This is a genomic window from Pantoea sp. PA1, from assembly GCF_056856975.1.
In genome coordinates this window covers 2,173,670-2,191,361 of record NZ_JBXGEE010000001.1, presented here as the reverse complement: position 1 = coordinate 2,191,361, position 17,692 = coordinate 2,173,670, and the positions used below count along the sequence as shown (strand labels likewise).

Here is a 17,692-nt window from a genome sequence, read left to right as displayed (position 1 = left end):
CATTACCTCGGATGAGCGAGCAGTTAACGGATCAGGTTCTTGTCGAGCGGGTTCAGAAGGGAGATCAAAAAGCTTTCAACTTACTGGTGATTCGTTACCAGCACAAAGTGGCGAGCCTGGTTTCACGCTATGTACCTTCAGGCGATGTGCCTGATGTCGTACAGGAATCATTTATCAAAGCGTATCGCGCACTGGATTCATTCCGTGGCGATAGCGCCTTTTATACCTGGCTGTACCGCATTGCGGTCAATACAGCGAAAAATTACCTGGTTGCTCAGGGGCGTCGTCCGCCATCCAGCGACGTGGATGCGATTGACGCAGAAAATTTCGAAAGTGCGGGTGCATTAAAAGAAATTTCGAACCCTGAGAACTTAATGTTGTCTGACGAATTGAAACAAATTGTCTTTCGTACCATCGAGGCGCTACCCGAGGACTTGCGTATGGCAATCACCCTCAGGGAACTGGACGGCCTGAGCTATGAAGAGATCGCCGTCATTATGGATTGCCCGGTAGGCACTGTTCGATCACGTATCTTTCGTGCGCGAGAGGCTATTGATAACAAAGTTCAACCGCTTATCCAACGTCAGTGATAACGGCTACTGGAAGGGTACATAGGCATGCAGAAAGAAAAACTTTCCGCTTTAATGGATGGTGAGACCTTAGATAACGAGCTGTTTTCCGCCTTATCGAAGGACGCAGAACTGCAGAAAAGCTGGGCAAGCTATCACCTCATCCGCGATACCATGCGCGGTGACGTGAGTGAGCACCTGCATTTCGATATCTCTGCGCGCGTCGCTGCTGCTATCGAAAAAGAACCGCTGCGTTCTGTCACAACGCTGATCCCTGAAGCTCAGCCAGAACCTTCCCGCTGGGAAAAGATGCCGTTCTGGAAAAAAGCGCGTCCGTGGGCAGCTCAGCTGACGCAGGTGGGTGTGGCAGCCTGTGTGTCACTGGCCGTCATCGTGGGTGTTCAGCACTACAATCAGCCTGAGGGCAGCGCGACACAGACTTCTGACTCGCCGGTGTTCAATACGCTGCCGATGATGGGTAAAGCGTCGCCGGTCAGCCTGGGCGTGCCGTCTGATGCGTTTGACACCAACAGTTCTAATCAGCAGGTTCAGGATCAGCGCCGTCGCGTCAATGCGATGCTGCAGGATTATGAACTGCAGCGTCGTCTGCACGCTGATCAGCTGCAATTCGAAACCGATGCCCCTAAACAGGCACAGGTGGATGTTCCCGGAAACCAATCTTTAGGACAGCAGCAGCAGTAATGAAGCCGCATTGGTATGCTGTTAGCCTGCTGGCAGGCAGCCTGTTGTGGTCATCTGTCGCCCCGGCGCAAACTTCGGCGTCCGGGGCGCTATTGCAGCAGATGGAACAGGCAAGCCAGAACCTCAACTACGAATTCGCCTATATCAACGTCTCCCGCATCGGCATCGAATCGCTGCGCTATCGACATGCTGTGATCGATAACCGGATATTCGCTCAGCTGCTGCAGATGGACGGGCCGCGTCGGGAAGTGATCCAGCGCGGCAACGATATCAGTTACTTCGAACCTGGCCTCGATCCCTTTTCGCTTCCCGGCAATCACATCATTGACGCACTGCCGTCTGTGATTTTTGCTGACTTCAGCAAGCTGGCCAGCGCCTACGATTTCATTACCGTGGGACGTTCGCGCATTGCCGATCAGATGTGTGATGTGCTGCGTATCGTTTCACGGGATGGCACCCGCTACAGCTATGTGGTCTGGCTGGATGTCGATACCAAACTGCCGCTGCGCATTGACCTGCTTGACCGTGATGGTGAAACGCTGGAGCAGTTCCGCGTGATCAGTTTTGCGGTGGATGAGGGTGTGCGTAACCTGATGCAGGGGCTGGAGAAGGCCAATCTGCCGCCGTCGCTGTCGGTGCCAAAAGGGGATGCGGTCACGCTCACCTGGCAGCCAGGCTGGATACCTGCCGGGATGTCACTGGTGTCGCAGAATCGCCGTTCGCTGCCGGCGCTGAACAAAAATATGGAATCGAAGCTCTACAGCGACGGCCTGTTCAGTTTTGCGATCAACGTGACGCCGGCGGATAAAACCAGCCTTACCCAGACATTGCGCACTGGGCGTCGTACGGTTCAGACTGTTGTGCGCAATAATTACGAGATTGCGGTGATTGGCGAGATACCGCCTTCAACCGCTAAACGTATCGCGGACAGCATCGACCTGGGATCACAGAAATGATGAGAGAATGGGCCACCGTGGTGGCATGGCAGGATGGCATCGCCACGCTGCACACTGAAGCAAAAACCTCCTGCAACAGCTGCCAGGCGCGCAAAGGCTGTGGCAGTCATATGCTGAATAAACTCGGCCCGAAAAATGCTCACGTGATGCAGATCGCCAGCAGCGAGCCACTGCAGCCGGGGCAGCGCATCGAACTGGGCATCAGAGAGAGCAGCCTGCTCGGTTCGGCGCTGCTGGTCTACATGACGCCGCTGCTGGGCCTCTTTCTGGTGGCGGGTCTGTTTCAGTCGCTGTTCAGCAGCGATCTGGCGGCGGCCTGCGGTGCGCTGCTGGGCGGCGTTGGCGGCTTTATTATCGCGAAAGGCGTTTCACTGAAATTTGGCGATCGCGAAGCCTTTCAGCCGGTGATCCTCAATATCGCGTTACCTCCCGATGCGCTGCGTGTCGAAAGCGAAGCGTAACGCACGTCCAGGCCGCGCACTCCGCGGCCTTTGTCCGTTCTGCCCTGCGCAGATATCTGTTTCGCTTCCACCTCGTTCCATTCTTTTATGCGCGGCGTTAACAGTGTAATATGCGTCGTCATTAATGAGGCTGACAGGATTGTGGGTAAAGAGCGATCTTCCTGAATGTGTCTGTGCTCAGGTTTTCAACTGAATTTTAAGCGAAGATATCCCTATAAATGAAGCACATAAGAAATTTCTCCATCATCGCTCATATCGACCATGGTAAATCCACGCTCTCTGACCGCCTTATTCAGATCTGCGGTGGCCTCACAGACCGTGAAATGGCTGCACAGGTTCTTGACTCTATGGATCTGGAGCGTGAGCGTGGCATCACCATCAAAGCACAGAGCGTCACACTCGACTACCATGCGAAAGACGGCGAAACTTACCAGCTCAATTTCATCGATACCCCGGGCCACGTAGACTTCTCCTATGAAGTGTCCCGCTCACTGGCTGCCTGTGAAGGGGCACTGCTGGTGGTGGATGCCGGTCAGGGTGTTGAAGCGCAGACACTGGCGAACTGCTACACCGCGATTGAGATGGATCTGGAAGTAGTGCCGGTTCTGAACAAAATCGACCTGCCGGCTGCCGACCCTGAGCGCGCGGCGCAGGAGATTGAAGATATCGTCGGCATTGATGCCGCCGATGCGGTGCGCTGTTCTGCCAAAACCGGCGTTGGCGTGCCTGACGTGCTGGAACGTTTAGTGCGCGATATTCCACCGCCGGAAGGCGATCCGGAAGCGCCACTGCAGGCACTGATTATCGACTCCTGGTTTGATAACTACCTGGGCGTGGTCTCACTGGTGCGTGTGAAAAACGGCACCATGCGCAAAGGCGACAAGATTAAAGTTCTGAGCACCGGCCAGACCTACAACGCGGACCGTCTGGGTATCTTTACCCCGAAACAGGTCGACCGTACCGAACTGAACTGCGGTGAAGTGGGCTGGCTGGTCTGCGCCATCAAAGATATCCTCGGCGCGCCTGTGGGCGATACCCTGACCACCGCCCGCAACCCGGCTGACAAAGCGCTGCCTGGCTTCAAAAAAGTGAAGCCGCAGGTTTACGCCGGTCTGTTCCCGATCAGCTCCGATGACTATGAAGCCTTCCGTGACGCGCTCGGCAAGCTCAGCCTGAACGACGCCTCGCTGTTCTATGAGCCAGAAAGCTCAACGGCACTGGGCTTTGGTTTCCGCTGTGGCTTCCTGGGTCTGCTGCACATGGAGATCATTCAGGAGCGTCTGGAGCGTGAATACGATCTCGACCTGATCACCACCGCGCCGACGGTTGTGTATGAAGTCGTGACCACAAGCGGTGATACGGTCTATGTCGACAGCCCCTCTAAGCTGCCGCCACTGAACAACATTGAAGAGCTGCGTGAACCGATTGCGGAATGTCACATGCTGCTGCCGCAGGAGTATCTGGGCAACGTCATTACGCTCTGTATTGAGAAGCGTGGCGTGCAGACCAACATGGTTTACCACGGCAACCAGGTCGCGCTGACCTACGAAATTCCGATGGCAGAAGTGGTGCTCGACTTCTTTGACCGTCTGAAGTCGACCTCGCGCGGTTATGCCTCGCTGGATTACAACTTTAAGCGTTTCCAGACCTCTGACATGGTGCGCGTTGACGTTCTGATCAACTCTGAGCGTGTGGATGCGCTGGCGCTGATCACGCACCGCGATAACGCCCCTTATCGCGGCCGTGAACTGGTTGAGAAGATGAAAGATCTCATCCCGCGTCAGCAGTTTGATATTGCGATTCAGGCCGCCATTGGTAACCACATCATCGCACGTTCAACGGTTAAACAGCTGCGTAAAAACGTTCTCGCCAAATGTTATGGCGGTGACGTCAGCCGTAAGAAGAAACTGTTGCAGAAGCAGAAAGATGGTAAGAAGCGAATGAAGCAGGTTGGCAACGTTGAGCTGCCACAGGAAGCGTTCCTCGCCATTCTGCATGTCGGTAAGGACAGCAAATAAGGATTTCCAATGGCTAATATGTTCGCCCTGGTTCTGGCGATAGCGACGCTGATTACTGGCATCGTCTGGGTAATTGATCGTTTCAAATGGGCGCCGGAGCGCCGTGCAAAGCAGGCCGCGGCGCAGGCGCAGACCGGCAACGCACTCGACAGCAAAACGCTGGCGAAGGTTTCTTCACAGCCTGGCTGGGTGGAAACCACCGCCTCTGTTTTCCCGGTGCTGGCCGTGGTGTTCATCGTGCGTTCGTTTATCTACGAACCGTTCCAGATCCCGTCTGGCTCGATGATGCCAACCCTGCTGATCGGTGACTTTATCCTGGTGGAGAAGTTTGCTTACGGGATTAAAGATCCGATCACCCAGACCACGCTGATCCCAACCGGTCAGCCGAAGCGCGGCGATATCGCGGTCTTTAAATACCCGAAAGATCCGAGCCTGGATTACATTAAGCGCGTGATCGGCCTGCCGGGCGATAAAGTCATCTATGATCCTTACAGTAAGACGCTGACGGTGAAACCGGCCTGCGATGAGGGCAAAGCCTGTGACTCTGCGCTGCCGGTGACCTACACCAGCGTTGAGCCAAGCAAGTTTATCCAGACCTTCAGCGGCTTTGATGGCAACGAAACCGGCAACGGTTTTTATCAGGTGCCGCAGGGCGATACCCTGCGCGGCGGACTGCGCCTGGGCACCCGTAAAGAGACCATCGGAAGCGTAACGCATGACATTCTGCTGGTAAACGAAGCGCAGAGTCAGGCAGGCATGTATTATCAGCAGCCGGGCCAGCCGCAGGCGACCTGGGTGGTGCCGAAAGGGCAATACTTCATGATGGGCGACAACCGTGATAACAGCGCCGACAGCCGCTACTGGGGCTTTGTCCCGGAGCGTAACCTGGTCGGTAAAGCGGTCGCTATCTGGATGAGCTTTGAGAAACAGGAAGGCCAGTGGCCAACCGGCGTACGATTCAGTCGTATCGGCGGCATTCACTGATAAAATTGTCTGATTAACAGGCAAAACGGGTGGCCTCCTTTGGGAGGCCACTGCACACCAAACGGAACGTGCTGGAAAGCCAGCCCCGTTTGGTATGCAGAGTCACAGACGCAACAAAGAACTGGAATCGCATGAACCCCATCCTGATTAATAAGCTTCAGCGCAAACTGGGCTACACTTTTACTCATTCGGAACTGTTACAGCAGGCCCTGACACACCGCAGCGCCAGCAGTAAGCACAACGAACGCCTGGAATTTCTTGGCGATTCTATTCTTAGCTATGTGATTGCGAATGCCCTTTATCATCGCTTCCCGCGGGTTGATGAAGGTGACATGAGCCGCATGCGCGCCACGCTGGTGCGCGGCAATACGCTGGCTGAAATGGCGCGCGAATTTGACCTCGGTGAATGCCTGCGCTTAGGGCCGGGCGAGCTGAAAAGCGGCGGCTTCCGCCGCGAATCGATTCTGGCCGATACGGTCGAAGCGCTGATTGGCGGCATCTTCCTCGACAGCAGTATCGAACGGGTAGAGCAGCTGATCCTCGACTGGTACCAGACACGCCTTGATGAGATCAGTCCGGGCGATAAACAGAAAGATCCCAAAACCCGCCTGCAGGAGTATCTGCAGGGACGACACCTGCCGCTGCCCAGCTATCTGGTGGTGCAGGTGCGTGGCGAAGCCCACGACCAGGAATTCACCATTCACTGTCAGGTGAGTGGCATGGCCGAGCCGGTTGTCGGCGTCGGCTCCAGCCGTCGTAAAGCTGAGCAGGCTGCCGCTGAGCAGGCGCTGATCAAGCTGGGCCTCGAATAGCACTCCGGCATACCGGCGTCTGCGGACGCCGGATGCGCCAAGACACATTGCACTCTTTCGGCGCCGCAACAGGCGCTGAATAACTCAGGATTCGAATGAGCGAAAACGTTACTTATTGCGGCTTTGTCGCGATTGTTGGCCGACCTAACGTCGGTAAATCCACCTTACTGAACCAGCTGCTGGGGCAGAAGGTGTCGATCACCTCGCGTAAGCCGCAAACCACGCGCCACCGCATCATGGGCATTCACACCGAGGGCGAATATCAGGCGATCTACGTCGATACCCCCGGTCTGCACATGGAAGAGAAGCGCGCGATTAACCGCCTGATGAACCGCGCCGCCAGCAGCTCTATTGGCGACGTGGAGCTGGTGATCTTCGTGGTGGAAGGCACCCGCTGGACGCCAGACGATGAGATGGTATTAGGCAAGCTGCGTGACGGCAAAGTGCCGGTCGTCATGGCGATCAACAAGGTCGATAATATCCAGGACAAGAGCGTGCTGCTGCCGCATCTGCAGTTCCTGAGCCAGCAGATGAACTTCCTCGACATCGTGCCGATCTCTGCGGAAAGCGGCAAAAACGTCGATACCATTGCGGCGATCACCCGCAAGCATCTGCCGCAGGCCGATCACCACTTCCCGGAAGATTACATCACTGACCGCTCACAGCGCTTTATGGCGTCTGAAATCATCCGTGAAAAAATGATGCGCTTCCTGGGGGCTGAACTGCCTTATTCCGTCACGGTGGAGATTGAACGCTTCGTGAGCAACGAGCGGGGCGGTTACGACATTAACGGTCTGATTCTGGTCGAGCGCGAAGGGCAGAAGAAGATGGTGATTGGCAACAAAGGGGCCAAAATCAAAACCATCGGCACCGAAGCGCGCAGGGATATGGAAGAGATGTTCGAAGCGAAAGTGCATCTCGAACTGTGGGTGAAAGTGAAATCCGGCTGGGCAGATGACGAACGTGCTCTGCGCAGCCTGGGTTATACAGACGATCTCTGATCTGATGGAAGGCTGGCAACGCGCTTTTGTGCTGCATAGTCGCCCCTTCAGCGAAACCAGCCTGCTGCTCGACCTGTTCAGTGAAAATGAAGGGCGGGTGCGGGTTCTGGCCAAGGGCGCACGTTCCCGGCGCTCACAGCTGAAGGGCGCGTTACAGCCTTTTACCCCCCTGCTGGTTCGCTGGAGCGGGCGGGGTGAAGTCAAAACCCTGCGCAACGCCGAAGCGGTGTCGCTGGCACTGCCGCTCAGCGGCATTACCCTCTACTGCGGTCTCTATGTGAATGAGCTGGTTTCTCGCGTGCTGCAGCAGGAATCGCCTTTCCAGGAACTCTTCTTCGACTACCTTCACTGTCTGCAGGCGCTAGCCTCAACGCACGGCAAGCCCGAACCGGCCCTGCGCCGTTTTGAGCTGGCGCTGCTCGGTCACCTGGGCTATGGCGTCGATTTCCTGCACTGCGCAGGCAGCGGCGAGCCGATTACGGATAACATGACCTACAGCTACCGCGAAGAGCGTGGCTTTATCGCCAGCCTGGTGCTCAATCAGCGCAGCTTTACCGGCCGGGAACTGCGTGCCCTCTATGAACGCGACTTTCCCGATGCGGAGAGCCTGCGCGCCGCGAAGCGTTTTACCCGCATCGCCCTGAAGCCCTATCTGGGCGGCAAGCCGCTGAAGAGTCAGGAGCTGTTCCGTCAGTTTATCCCGAAGAAGAAGCCCGAACAGACAGATGAATAGCGCTGGTCGTACCGCCTGCTGAGATGGGCGCGGTACACTCAACACCCCGATGGAAAAGAAGTGAGGATAGTCATGGCTGAGTTGCTGTTAGGCGTCAATATCGATCACATTGCCACGGTGCGAAACGCCCGTGGGACAAATTATCCCGATCCGGTGCAGGCGGCGTTTATTGCTGAGCAGGCGGGCGCAGATGGCATCACGGTGCATCTGCGGGAAGATCGCCGCCACATCACTGACCGCGACGTGCGTATTCTGCGCGACACCATCCAGACCCGTATGAATCTGGAGATGGCGGTGACCGATGAGATGATCGGTATCGCCTGCGATATTCAGCCCCATTTCTGCTGCCTGGTGCCGGAAAAGCGTCAGGAAGTCACCACTGAAGGCGGCCTGGATGTGGCAGGGCAGCAGGAGAAGATCACTGCGGCGGTACGACTGCTGAGTGATGCGGGCATTCTGGTGTCGCTGTTTATTGATGCCGACCACCGTCAGATCGAAGCCGCCGTTGCCAGCGGCGCGCCCTATATCGAAATTCACACCGGCGCCTACGCCGAAGCACCGGAAGGGCTGGCGCGCGAGGCGGAGCTGACCCGCATCCGCCACGCCGCGACCTTTGCCACCAGCCTGGGGCTGAAGGTGAATGCCGGTCACGGCCTGACCTACCACAACGTCCTGCCCATTGCGGCACTGCCGGAGATGCATGAGCTGAATATCGGCCATGCCATTATCGGTCGTGCGGTGATGAGTGGCCTGCCGGAAGCGGTCAGAGAGATGAAACAGCTGCTGCGTGAAGCCCGTCGCTGATGGCTATTCTGGGACTGGGCACCGACATCGTTGAGATTGAACGCATTGCCGGGGTGATTGAGCGCTCCGGCGATCGTCTGGCGCGTCGGGTGCTGAGCGAAGCCGAATGGCAGCAGTATCAGGCCCATCAGCAGCCGGTGCGTTTTCTCGCCAAGCGATTTGCGGTGAAAGAGGCAGCGGCCAAGGCCTTTGGCACCGGCATTCGCGGTGGCCTGGCGTTTAATCAGTTTGAAGTTTACAACGATGCGCTGGGAAAACCGGGATTACGCTTCTTCCAGCACGCGGCGGAAGTGGCACAGCAGCTGGGCGTCAGCCGGGTACACGTGACACTGGCAGATGAACGGCATTACGCCTGCGCCACGGTGATTATCGAAAGCTAGCCGTGCAGCAGCACAAACTTCTCCCACAGCGCATCGCGTGATTCGGTGTGCTGTGGGTTAACGATGATGGTGTTATCGATAGGGCAGACCTGCTGACAGGTTGGCGTCTCATAATGGCCGACACATTCGGTGCAGCGGCTGACATCTATCTCATAGATCGCCTCGCCCAGTGAGATCGCCTGATTCGGGCACTCCGGTTCGCACATATCGCAGTTAATGCATCTGGACGTAATCAATAACGCCATGTTTCCCACCTGATAACAACAGAAAAAGCGCGGGTATTATACGCGCTCCCGCTGATCAGACCAGCTTTTTCACCAGCGCCTCGCTGTGGCGAATGTGGCTGGAAGCGCGCTCCGGATCGTTTTGCACCAGTGCCATAAACAGCAGATCGGTCAGCGCAAGCTGGGCCGTCGTCGAGGAGATCGCCGCGCTGCGGGTACTCTGCTCTTCCGCCACCGTATAGAGGCAGTAACTGGCGCTCTGCTGCAGCGTATTCGGGGTAAAGCCGGTAAAGGCGACCACATCCGCACCCACCTCAGCGGCCTCCTGCGCGGCCAGATTGATCTCGCGCCGTTCACCGGTATAGGAGATGGCGAGCAGCACATCGCCCGGCCCCATTGCCTGGACGCTGGCCAGCAGGGCGTGCATATCCTGCTCCGCCACGGCATTGATCCCGATCTTCATCAGCTTCCAGGAGAAGTCTTTTGCCACCAGACCTGACGCCCCAATCCCCACCAGCAGAATACGCCGGGCATTCTTCAGCAGCTGCAGTACATCATTGAGCTTCTCTTCGCTGTTGATATCCAGCGTGGCGCGGATCGCCGACAGCTTTTCGGTCAGCAGTTTTTCACCCACCATTTTGAGCGGGTCGTCGCTGAGAATATGGTTATGCACCGTGATCGCATCCTTGTCCGCCAGTGACTCACTCAGCGCCAGCTTCAGCGCCGGAAATCCTTTGTATCCCAGCTTCTGCGCAAACTTCACCACGCTCGACTGGCTGACGCCGGACTCCTCCGCCAGCTTCTGCGAGCTGAGATGACGCGCCCTGTCAGGTTGCGACAGTAAAAAATCGGCCAGCCGACGCTCGTTCAGTGCCAGACGTGGATAAAGCTGGCGAATGCGCAGCAATGAACTCATGCCCAATCCTCATCATTCAGGGGATAATCGGAGAAGAATAAACTATTCATCAGGCATTGTAGTCATCGGAATTAAAAATGACACTCATCGCCGTTACGCCTGATGATGGCTACACTACTCTTTATGATTCCGGAACCAGACCCGAAGGAGAGTTGTTTGACCAGGGGAACACAACGTCGCATCGTATTTTTCGACCTGGATGGCACTTTGCACCAGCAGGACATGTTCGGCACCTTTATGCGCTATCTGCTGCGCCGGCGACCGCTTAATCTGTTGCTGGTGGTGCCCCTCCTGCCGGTGGTGGGGATCGGCCTGCTGTTTAAAGGCCGGGCGGCCCGCTGGCCCATGAGCCTGCTGCTCTGGTCGATTACCTTCGGCCGTTCAGAGCAGACATTGCTGCGTCTTGAGGCGGAGTTTGCCCGGTGGTTTCGCCAGCGGGTTACCGCCTTTCCGGTGGTGCAGCAGCGCCTGACCGACTACCTCGGCAGTGATGACGCCGATGTCTGGCTGATCACCGGATCGCCTCAGTCGCTGGTGGAGCAGGTCTACTATGACTCCGCCTTTCTGCCGCGCGTGAAGCTGATTGCCAGTCAGATGCGGCGCGGCTGGGGGGGACGGGTGCTGGCCATGCGCTGCCTCGGCCATGAGAAAGTCGCCCAGCTCGAAGAGAAAATCGGCACGCCGTTGCAGCTTTACAGCGGCTACAGCGACAGCAAACAGGATAACCCGCTGCTGTTTTTCTGCCAGCATCGCTGGCGCGTGACACCGGCAGGTGAGCTGCAACAGCTGGAATAAGTTTCGGCACCCGTTATAATGCGCCGCTTTTCTGTCGCCCGGAGTGGTCTGCATGAAACAACAAGATGAATACTGGATGCGCCATGCGCTCAGCCTGGCACGCCGGGCCTGGGAGCAGGGCGAAGTGCCGGTGGGGGCGGTGCTGGTGCAGAATGACCGGGTGATCGGCGAAGGCTGGAACCGGCCCATCGGCCAGCACGATCCCACCGCCCATGCGGAGATCATGGCTCTGCGCCAGGGCGGCAAGGTGCTGGAAAATTACCGTCTGCTGGAAACTACCCTCTATGTGACGCTGGAACCCTGCGTCATGTGCGCCGGGGCGATGGTGCACAGCCGGATCACCCGGCTGGTCTATGGCGCGCACGATCTGAAAAGCGGGGCGGCGGGTTCGCTGCTGGATGTGCTGGGTCACCCCGGCATGAACCATCAGGTTGAGTTAGCGAGCGGCGTGCTGGCGGAAGAGTGTGCTGCGATGCTGAGCGACTTCTTTCGTATGCGCCGCGAAGAGAAAAAAGCGTTGCGTCAGGCGCAACGCCAGAGTTAGTTCATGGCGATCTTCGGCTCCACCGCCGGATAGCCTTTGGCCAGTTCGGCCTCGGCGGCTGCCTCCGCCGCCTGGCGTGCCAGGCGCTTCTCCTGCTCCTGCAGATAGCCCACCAGACTGATCTGATACTTGCGGATGTTCTCCACATAGTTATAGGCCTCATGCCCGCGCGCATAGCCGTAAGTCGTCTGGGTGTAGTAGCGTTTCTGGCTCAGCATCGGTAACCGCAGCTTCACATCCGCCCAGCTGTCCGGATTGCCACCCTGACGGGCCGTGAGTTTACGCACATCCAGCATATGGGCGTAGCCCATGTTGTAGGCGGCCAGCGCAAACCAGATGCGCTCATCTTCCGGGATGGTCTGTGGCACTTTCGACATCATATCCTGCAGATACTGACTGCCACCGCGAATGCTCTGTTCAGGGTCGGTGCGGTCGCCCACATCCAGGCTCTCTGCGGTGTTGCGCGTCAGCATCATCATGCCGCGCACGCCGGTAGGGGAGGTGGCCTGAGGATTCCAGTGTGACTCCTGATAGGAGATCGCCGCCAGCAGCCGCCAGTCAATGCTGGTGGCGTACTTCTCAAACAGCGGCTTAATGTCGGGCAGCGTGTTGTCGATCGCGCGCAGGAAGGTGCGGGTATCGACATAATCGAAGGTGCCGACGTGGCCGAGATACTTCTCCTCCAGTCGCGCCATCGCGCCTTCTTCACCCATGCCATTAAAGAAGTCGAGCATCGCGGCATTCAGGCTGTCATCGTCGCTGTGCCGCACATACCAGGTGACCGGCTCCTCATCAGTCACGTCGAACGCCACCGCCAGCTGCGGATAGATACGCTGCAGCAGGGCGATGGTGACGGAGTCACCAATGGTGTAGTCGAGCTTGCCGTCTGCCACCGCTTCCAGCAGGGCTTTCGGGCTCTGGTCGGTGGAGATGGCCCAGTCCAGGTCGGGGAACTGATTGGAACGGGCACTCTTCAGCGTGGAGAGGTAAGCCGATCCGGACGCGACCGTTAACCGCCCCTTTAAGTCACCGAGGTTTTTGGGGCGAGGCTTATCCACACGGTAGACCAGCTGCTGCGATACGTTGTAGTAACCCGGCCCGGTCTGATAACGGGTCAGGCGTTCGCTGTTGTAATTCAGGCCAGCGGCCAGCAAATCGGCTTTGCCATCATCCAGGTCATCGAACAGATCGCTCAGGTTAGGGCGCACCGTGACCTTGAGCTTTACGCCCAGATAATCAGCAAAACGTTTTGCCAGCTCATAATCCATACCGGCCGGAGATTGATTGACGGTGTAGTAAGTCAGGGGGGAATTGATGGTGCTGACGCGCAGCACTCCCCGTGATTTAATCTGTGAAATCGCGTCCTGCCCACCCCCATACCAGGGAATGGATGGCCACAGCGCTAACGCTAACAGCACGGCAACCAGACCGATAAACAGATAATTAAATTTTAGGCGTTTCAAATAGTTATCTCTCGCTGGCTCTAAGGCCTCTGTCTTTTAAAGGCAGTATTTGTCTTCTTTGAACTCCCAGAGCGAGGGGCATTTTGCGCAACAAAATGACGCTGAGCAACTTTTATAGCAGCTTTTGCGCAAATTTCAGGCAAATCCGTGTCGCCAAAAATTGTGCGCAAACGGTTTCGTCGCGAAGGCGCTTTCTCTATAATACGCCCCGTTTTCCCTGTTGCGCCCAATCAAGCGTCGCCCGGCGCCCTGACGAGAGACTTATGTAATGGAAATTCTGCGTGGTTCGCCCGCCCTGTCGGCATTTCGTGTAAACAAACTGCTGACCCGCTTTCAGGACGCTCATCTGCCGGTGAGTGATATTTACGCCGAGTACATCCATTTTGCTGATGTCAGCACGCCGTTAAGCGCAGACGAACAGAGCCGTCTGCAGCGCCTGCTGAAATATGGTCCCTCTCTTGCTGAACATGCCCCGCAGGGCCGTCTGCTGCTGGTGACCCCGCGTCCCGGTACGATTTCGCCCTGGTCATCCAAAGCCACCGACATCGCCCACAACTGCGGCCTGCCGCAGGTTCGCCGCCTCGAACGCGGCCTGGCCTTTTATGTGCAGGCCCCGCAGCTGACCGAAACGCAGTGGCAGGCGCTGAGCACACTGCTGCATGACCGGATGATGGAAACGGTCTTCAGCGATCTGGCGCAGGCTGAGCAATTATTCGCGCACCATACGCCGCAGCCGGTGAAGAGTGTCGATCTGCTGGGTGAGGGCCGTCAGGCGCTGGTTCAGGCGAACACCACGCTGGGTCTGGCGCTGGCGGATGATGAAATCGACTACCTGGTGACGGCCTTTACCGCGCTGGGGCGCAACCCCAACGATATCGAACTCTATATGTTTGCTCAGGCGAACTCTGAGCACTGCCGTCACAAGATCTTTAACGCCGACTGGATTATCGACGGCGAAAAACAGCCAAAGTCGCTGTTTAAGATGATCAAAAACACGATGGAGCAGACGCCGGACTACGTGCTCTCTGCGTATAAAGATAACGCCGCCGTGATGGAAGGTTCCGAAGTGGGCCGCTTCTTCGCTGACGCCGGAGAGAGCGAATACCGCTGGCATCAGGAAGCGGCGCACATCCTGATGAAGGTGGAAACACACAACCACCCGACGGCCATCTCACCGTGGCCAGGCGCAGCGACCGGTTCCGGTGGCGAAATCCGTGATGAAGGCGCAACCGGACGCGGCTCCAAGCCGAAAGCGGGCCTGGTCGGCTTCTCCGTTTCTAACCTGCGCATCCCGGGCTTTGAGCAGCCGTGGGAAGAGGACTTCGGTAAACCGGCTCGCATCGTCAGCGCGCTGGAGATCATGACCGACGGTCCTCTGGGCGGGGCGGCGTTTAACAACGAATTTGGTCGTCCGGCTCTGAATGGCTACTTCCGTACCTACGAAGAGCAGGTCACCAGCCACAACGGCACCGAACTGCGCGGCTATCACAAGCCGATTATGCTGGCAGGCGGCATCGGTAATATCCGTGCCGACCATGTGCAGAAAGGCGAAATCAGCGTCGGTGCCAAACTGGTGGTGCTGGGCGGCCCGGCCATGAACATCGGTCTGGGCGGCGGTGCCGCGTCATCAATGGCCTCGGGCCAGTCTGATGCTGACCTCGACTTCGCCTCCGTTCAGCGCGATAACCCGGAAATGGAGCGCCGCTGCCAGGAAGTGATCGACCGCTGCTGGCAGCTGGGCGATGAGAACCCGATTCTGTTTATCCACGACGTGGGCGCGGGTGGCCTCTCCAATGCGATGCCAGAGCTGGTCAGCGACGGCGGACGCGGCGGCCGCTTTAATCTGCGTGACATCCTGAGCGATGAGCCGGGCATGAGCCCGCTGGAAGTGTGGTGTAACGAATCACAGGAACGTTATGTGATGGCCGTCGCCCCGGATCAGCTGGCGCAGTTTGAAGCGATCTGCCAGCGCGAACGCGCTCCATTCGCGGTGATTGGTGAAGCGACCGAAGAGCTGCACCTGAGCCTGGAAGATTCGCATTTCAATAATAAGCCGATCGACATGCCACTTGACGTTCTGCTCGGTAAAACGCCGAAGATGACGCGCGATGTGGTGACGCAGCAGGCGCAGGGCAACGCACTGCAGCGTGACGGCATTACCCTGGTTGATGCGGTCAATCGTGTCCTGCATCTGCCAGCCGTGGCGGAAAAAACCTTCCTGATCACCATCGGTGACCGCAGCGTGACCGGCATGGTGGCGCGCGATCAGATGGTCGGACCGTGGCAGATCCCGGTCGCCAACTGTGCCGTGACCACCGCCAGCCTCGACAGCTATCACGGTGAAGCCTTTGCCCTCGGCGAACGTTCGCCGGTTGCACTGCTCGACTTCGCCGCCTCGGGCCGCCTGGCCGTGGGTGAAGCGCTGACCAACCTGGCGGCAACCCAGATTGGCTCGCTGAAGCGCGTGAAGCTTTCGGCAAACTGGATGTCTGCAGCCGGTCATCCGGGTGAAGATGCCGGTTTATATGCGGCGGTGAAAGCGGTCGGCGAAGAGCTCTGTCCGGCGCTGGGGATCACCATCCCGGTCGGTAAAGATTCGATGTCGATGAAAACCCGCTGGCAGGAAGGCACCGAACAGCGTGAGATGACTTCTCCGCTGTCGCTGGTGATTACCGCGTTTGCCCGGGTCGAAGATGTGCGCCGCACCGTTACGCCGCAGTTGCAGGCCGACCGGGATAACCTGCTGCTGCTGATCGATCTTGGCAATGGGGCAAATACCCTCGGCGCAACCGCGCTGTCTCAGGTCTATCGTCAGCTTGGCGACAAGCCTGCGGACGTGCGCGATGCCACTCAGCTGGCGGGCTTCTTTAACGCCATTCAGGCGCTGGTGGCTGAGCAGAAACTGCTGGCCTACCACGACCGCTCAGACGGGGGCCTGCTGGTGACCCTGGCCGAGATGGCTTTTGCCGGTCACTGCGGCATCGACGTTGACATCGCCGCGCTGGGTAACGATGCGCTGGCCGCGCTGTTTACTGAAGAGCTGGGCGCCGTGATCCAGATTAACGCCGCCGATCGTGCTGCGGTGGAGCAGATCCTTGCCGATCACGGCCTTGCCGCCTCAACGCATCTGCTGGGCAGCGCGCAACCGGGCGATCGCTTCGTGATCCGTGCCGGCGAGAGCGCCGTCTACAGCGAAAGCCGGACCACGCTGCGGACCTGGTGGGCAGAAACCACCTGGCAGATGCAGCGCCTGCGTGACAACCCGGCGTGCGCCGATCAGGAGCATGAGGCGAAGAAAAACGACAGCGACCCGGGCCTGAACGTTAATCTGACCTTCGATCCGCAGGAAGATGTGGCGGCACCGATGATCGCCACGGGTGCGCGTCCACGGGTCGCCGTGCTGCGTGAGCAGGGGGTCAACTCCCATGTGGAAATGGCTGCGGCTTTCGACCGGGCCGGATTCACCGCCATTGATGTGCACATGAGCGACCTGCTGGCCGGTCGTCGCGGTCTGGAAGAGTTCCAGGCGCTGGTTGCCTGTGGTGGCTTCTCCTACGGTGACGTGCTGGGCGCGGGCGAGGGCTGGGCGAAATCGATTCTGTTCAACCCGCGCGTGCGTGATGAGTTCGAAACCTTCTTCCACCGTCCGCAGACCCTGGCGCTGGGCGTCTGTAACGGATGCCAGATGATGTCGAATCTGCGTGAGCTGATCCCGGGCAGCGATCTCTGGCCGCGCTTTGTGCGTAACCAGTCTGAGCGCTTCGAAGCCCGCTTCAGCCTGGTCGAAGTGGCCGCCAGTCCGTCACTGCTGCTGGACGGCATGGCCGGCTCGCACATGCCTATCGCGGTTTCCCACGGTGAAGGCTTCGTTGAGGTGCGTGATGCGGCGCATCTGGCCGCGCTGGAATCGAAAGGTCTGGTGGCGCTGCGCTTCGTGGATAACTTTGGCAAGGTGACCGAAACCTATCCGGCTAACCCGAACGGCTCGCCAAACGGTATCACGGCCGTGACGAACGAAAGTGGTCGCGTCACCATCATGATGCCGCATCCGGAGCGCGTATTCCGTACCGTCAGCAACTCCTGGCATCCGGCAGAGTGGGGCGAAGACAGCCCGTGGATGCGTATTTTCCGCAACGCACGCAGACAGCTGGGTTAATTTCATCCGCTGCAATAAAGAGGAGGCCTCCGGGCCTCCTCTTTTTTTGCTCCCTGTTGGCAAAAGGCGACAGAGCGGTAAGTGTGGTGTCGCTTTCTGACGACATCTATCCTGCTGATTTTATTAGATTGCTGAACGGGGGTGATTTTGTGTCGCTTTCGGACGACACTCCGC

17 protein-coding genes are annotated in these 17,692 nt (G+C 58.0%); 14 read left to right on the top strand and 3 right to left on the bottom strand.

The window, feature by feature from the left end:
- Positions 1–11: 11 nt before the first annotated feature.
- The 11 genes from rpoE (at position 12) to acpS (ending at position 9,420) form a co-directional block, all read left to right on the top strand.
- Complete coding sequence (rpoE, locus tag AC1V0D_RS10485) at positions 12–590, top strand: RNA polymerase sigma factor RpoE (protein ID WP_009088652.1); 579 nt, start codon at positions 12–14, stop codon at positions 588–590.
- Positions 591–617: 27 nt separating this feature from the next.
- Positions 618–1,271: an anti-sigma-E factor RseA gene (gene rseA / locus AC1V0D_RS10480; RefSeq protein ID WP_009088654.1), complete on the top strand. Its 654-nt coding sequence runs from the start codon at positions 618–620 to the stop codon at positions 1,269–1,271.
- Positions 1,271–2,227, top strand: coding sequence for a sigma-E factor regulatory protein RseB (gene rseB / locus AC1V0D_RS10475; RefSeq protein ID WP_046102383.1), 957 nt, complete (start codon positions 1,271–1,273; stop codon positions 2,225–2,227). The genes rseA and rseB overlap by 1 nt, the downstream gene beginning before the upstream one ends.
- Positions 2,224–2,688, top strand: a complete 465-nt coding sequence (gene rseC / locus AC1V0D_RS10470; RefSeq protein WP_046102382.1) for a SoxR-reducing system protein RseC — start codon at positions 2,224–2,226, stop codon at positions 2,686–2,688. Before rseB ends, rseC begins: the two co-directional genes overlap by 4 nt.
- Positions 2,689–2,906: 218 nt before the next feature.
- Positions 2,907–4,706 (top strand): translation elongation factor 4, encoded by a 1,800-nt coding sequence (lepA, locus tag AC1V0D_RS10465; RefSeq protein WP_009088658.1) that lies wholly within the window; start codon positions 2,907–2,909, stop codon positions 4,704–4,706.
- 9 nt (positions 4,707–4,715) lie between these two features.
- Positions 4,716–5,690: a signal peptidase I gene (gene lepB, locus AC1V0D_RS10460; RefSeq protein WP_009088659.1), complete on the top strand. Its 975-nt coding sequence runs from the start codon at positions 4,716–4,718 to the stop codon at positions 5,688–5,690.
- A 131-nt stretch (positions 5,691–5,821) separates the two neighbouring features.
- Positions 5,822–6,502 carry a ribonuclease III gene (rnc, locus tag AC1V0D_RS10455; RefSeq protein ID WP_010257656.1) on the top strand — a complete coding sequence of 227 codons (681 nt, stop codon included), beginning with the start codon at positions 5,822–5,824 and terminating at the stop codon, positions 6,500–6,502.
- A gap of 95 nt (positions 6,503–6,597) precedes the next feature.
- Positions 6,598–7,503, top strand: coding sequence for a GTPase Era (gene era / locus AC1V0D_RS10450; protein ID WP_482907369.1), 906 nt, complete (start codon positions 6,598–6,600; stop codon positions 7,501–7,503).
- Between the two features lie 4 nt (positions 7,504–7,507).
- The gene (gene recO / locus AC1V0D_RS10445) at positions 7,508–8,236 is read left to right on the top strand and encodes a DNA repair protein RecO (RefSeq protein ID WP_058958401.1); all 729 of its coding nucleotides are present in this window, start codon (positions 7,508–7,510) and stop codon (positions 8,234–8,236) included.
- A gap of 72 nt (positions 8,237–8,308) precedes the next feature.
- Complete coding sequence (gene pdxJ, locus AC1V0D_RS10440; RefSeq protein ID WP_482907368.1) at positions 8,309–9,040, top strand: pyridoxine 5'-phosphate synthase; 732 nt, start codon at positions 8,309–8,311, stop codon at positions 9,038–9,040.
- The gene (acpS, locus tag AC1V0D_RS10435) at positions 9,040–9,420 is read left to right on the top strand and encodes a holo-ACP synthase (RefSeq protein ID WP_312829244.1); all 381 of its coding nucleotides are present in this window, start codon (positions 9,040–9,042) and stop codon (positions 9,418–9,420) included. The genes pdxJ and acpS overlap by 1 nt, the downstream gene beginning before the upstream one ends.
- Here the strand turns inward: acpS and AC1V0D_RS10430 are convergent.
- Positions 9,417–9,665 (bottom strand): YfhL family 4Fe-4S dicluster ferredoxin, encoded by a 249-nt coding sequence (locus AC1V0D_RS10430; protein WP_267372616.1) that lies wholly within the window; start codon positions 9,663–9,665, stop codon positions 9,417–9,419. The two genes, acpS and AC1V0D_RS10430, sit on opposite strands and share 4 nt — an antisense overlap.
- 55 nt (positions 9,666–9,720) lie before the next feature.
- Entirely contained in the window at positions 9,721–10,560 is an 840-nt protein-coding gene (locus tag AC1V0D_RS10425; RefSeq protein WP_009088675.1) for a MurR/RpiR family transcriptional regulator, read from the bottom strand.
- A 156-nt stretch (positions 10,561–10,716) separates the two neighbouring features.
- On the opposite strand from AC1V0D_RS10425, the gene yfhb reads away from it, so the two are divergent.
- Both yfhb and tadA read left to right on the top strand, forming a co-directional pair.
- Positions 10,717–11,355, top strand: coding sequence for a phosphatidylglycerophosphatase C (yfhb, locus tag AC1V0D_RS10420; protein WP_009088677.1), 639 nt, complete (start codon positions 10,717–10,719; stop codon positions 11,353–11,355).
- 52 nt (positions 11,356–11,407) lie between these two features.
- Entirely contained in the window at positions 11,408–11,899 is a 492-nt protein-coding gene (tadA, locus tag AC1V0D_RS10415; protein ID WP_009088680.1) for a tRNA adenosine(34) deaminase TadA, read from the top strand.
- Here tadA and mltF read toward each other — a convergent pair.
- Positions 11,896–13,362: a membrane-bound lytic murein transglycosylase MltF gene (gene mltF / locus AC1V0D_RS10410; protein WP_046102379.1), complete on the bottom strand. Its 1,467-nt coding sequence runs from the start codon at positions 13,360–13,362 to the stop codon at positions 11,896–11,898. The two genes, tadA and mltF, sit on opposite strands and share 4 nt — an antisense overlap.
- 268 nt (positions 13,363–13,630) lie before the next feature.
- Here mltF and purL point away from each other — a divergent pair, with 268 nt between their 5' ends.
- Complete coding sequence (purL, locus tag AC1V0D_RS10405; RefSeq protein ID WP_058958394.1) at positions 13,631–17,518, top strand: phosphoribosylformylglycinamidine synthase; 3,888 nt, start codon at positions 13,631–13,633, stop codon at positions 17,516–17,518.
- Positions 17,519–17,692: the final 174 nt, after the last annotated feature.